The sequence below is a fragment of the Actinoplanes sp. NPDC048791 genome, assembly GCF_040650095.1.
Classification (GTDB): domain Bacteria; phylum Actinomycetota; class Actinomycetes; order Mycobacteriales; family Micromonosporaceae; genus Actinoplanes.
Window position 1 is genome coordinate 1 of the sequence record NZ_JBEZGQ010001481.1, and the last position, 1,574, is coordinate 1,574.

General features: G+C 71.4%; 1 protein-coding gene. It reads left to right on the forward strand.

The annotated features are described in order from the left end of the window. Positions 1-1,574 (forward strand): Rne/Rng family ribonuclease (locus AB0C29_RS47650; RefSeq protein ID WP_360834892.1); only part of this gene is annotated, 1,574 nt, incomplete at both ends.

A 1,574-nucleotide genomic window follows, 5' to 3' on the forward strand; every position in this document is an offset into this window, starting at 1 on the left:
GCGGGGGTCACCCGCGGCCCGCGCCGCCGGCGTCGCAAGGGTGCCGGGGACGGCGAGACCGGTGGCATCGAGGACGGCGTGCACACGGTCGTCCGGGTCCGGGAGCCGCGCACCCGCGAACGCTCGGACGAGGTGCAGGGAGTTTCCGGCTCGACGCGGCTGGAGGCCAAGCGCCAGCGTCGCCGGGACGGTCGTGAGCAGCGCCGCACCCGGCCGCCGATCCTGAGCGAGTCCGAGTTCCTGGCCCGCCGCGAGGCGGTCGACCGGGTCATGGTCGTGCGGCAGAAGCCCGACCGGACCCAGATCGCGGTGCTCGAGGACGGCGTGCTCGTGGAGCACTACGTCTCGCGCACCACGTCCGGGACCATGGTCGGCAACGTCTACCTCGGCAAGGTGCAGAACGTGCTGCCGAGCATGGAGGCGGCGTTCGTCGACGTCGGCCGCGGCCGCAACGCCGTGCTCTACGCCGGTGAGGTCAACTGGGACGCCACCGGGCTGGAGGGCCGGGCCCGCTCGATCGAGCAGGCGCTGCGCTCCGGTGACTCGGTGCTGGTCCAGGTCACCAAGGACCCGATCGGGCACAAGGGCGCCCGGCTGAGCAGCCACATCGCGCTCTCCGGCCGGCACCTGGTCTACGTGCCGAACGGCAACGCCTCCGGGATCAGCCGCAAGCTGCCCGACAACGAGCGCAAGCGCCTGCGCGACGTGCTGAAGAAGCTGGTGCCGGACGGCGCCGGGGTCATCGTGCGCACCGCCGCCGAGGGCGCCAGCGAGGACGAGCTGGCCCGCGACGTCAAGCGGCTGCAGGCGCAGTGGGACGACATCCAGGCCAAGGCGGCCGAGGGGCACGCGCCGGCGGCGCTCTCCGAGGAGCCCGACCTGGTCATCCGGGTGGTCCGGGACCTTTTCAACGAGGACTTCCGCGAGGTGGTCATCCAGGGTGAGCAGGCGTACGGCGAGGTGGAGAGCTACCTCGACTCCGTCTCCCCGGAGCTGCTGGACCGGCTGCACCGCTACACCGGCACCGCCGACATCTTCGCCGACAAGCGCATCGACGAGCAGATCCTCAAGGGCCTGGACCGCAAGGTCTTCCTGCCCTCGGGTGGTCACCTGGTCATCGACCGCACCGAGGCCATGACGGTGGTCGACGTCAACACCGGTAAGTACACCGGTGCCGGCGGCAACCTCGAGGAGACGGTCACCCGTAACAACCTCGAGGCGGCCGAGGAGATCGTGCGTCAGCTGCGGCTGCGCGACATCGGCGGCATCGTGGTGATCGACTTCATCGACATGGTGCTGGAGAGCAACCGCGAGCTGGTGCTGCGCCGGCTGACCGAGTGCCTGGGCCGGGACCGGACCAAGCACCAGGTCACCGAGATCACCTCGCTGGGCCTGGTCCAGATGACCCGCAAGCGGATCGGTGCGGGCCTGCTCGAGGCGTTCACCGAGACCTGCGACCACTGCAAGGGCCGGGGCCTGATCATCCACACCGAGCCGGTGCCGGAGAAGCGCGTCCCGGGCGCGGCGACCCAGGTGAAGGCGGTCGCCGCGGCGGCCCGCACCGAGGCGCCGGC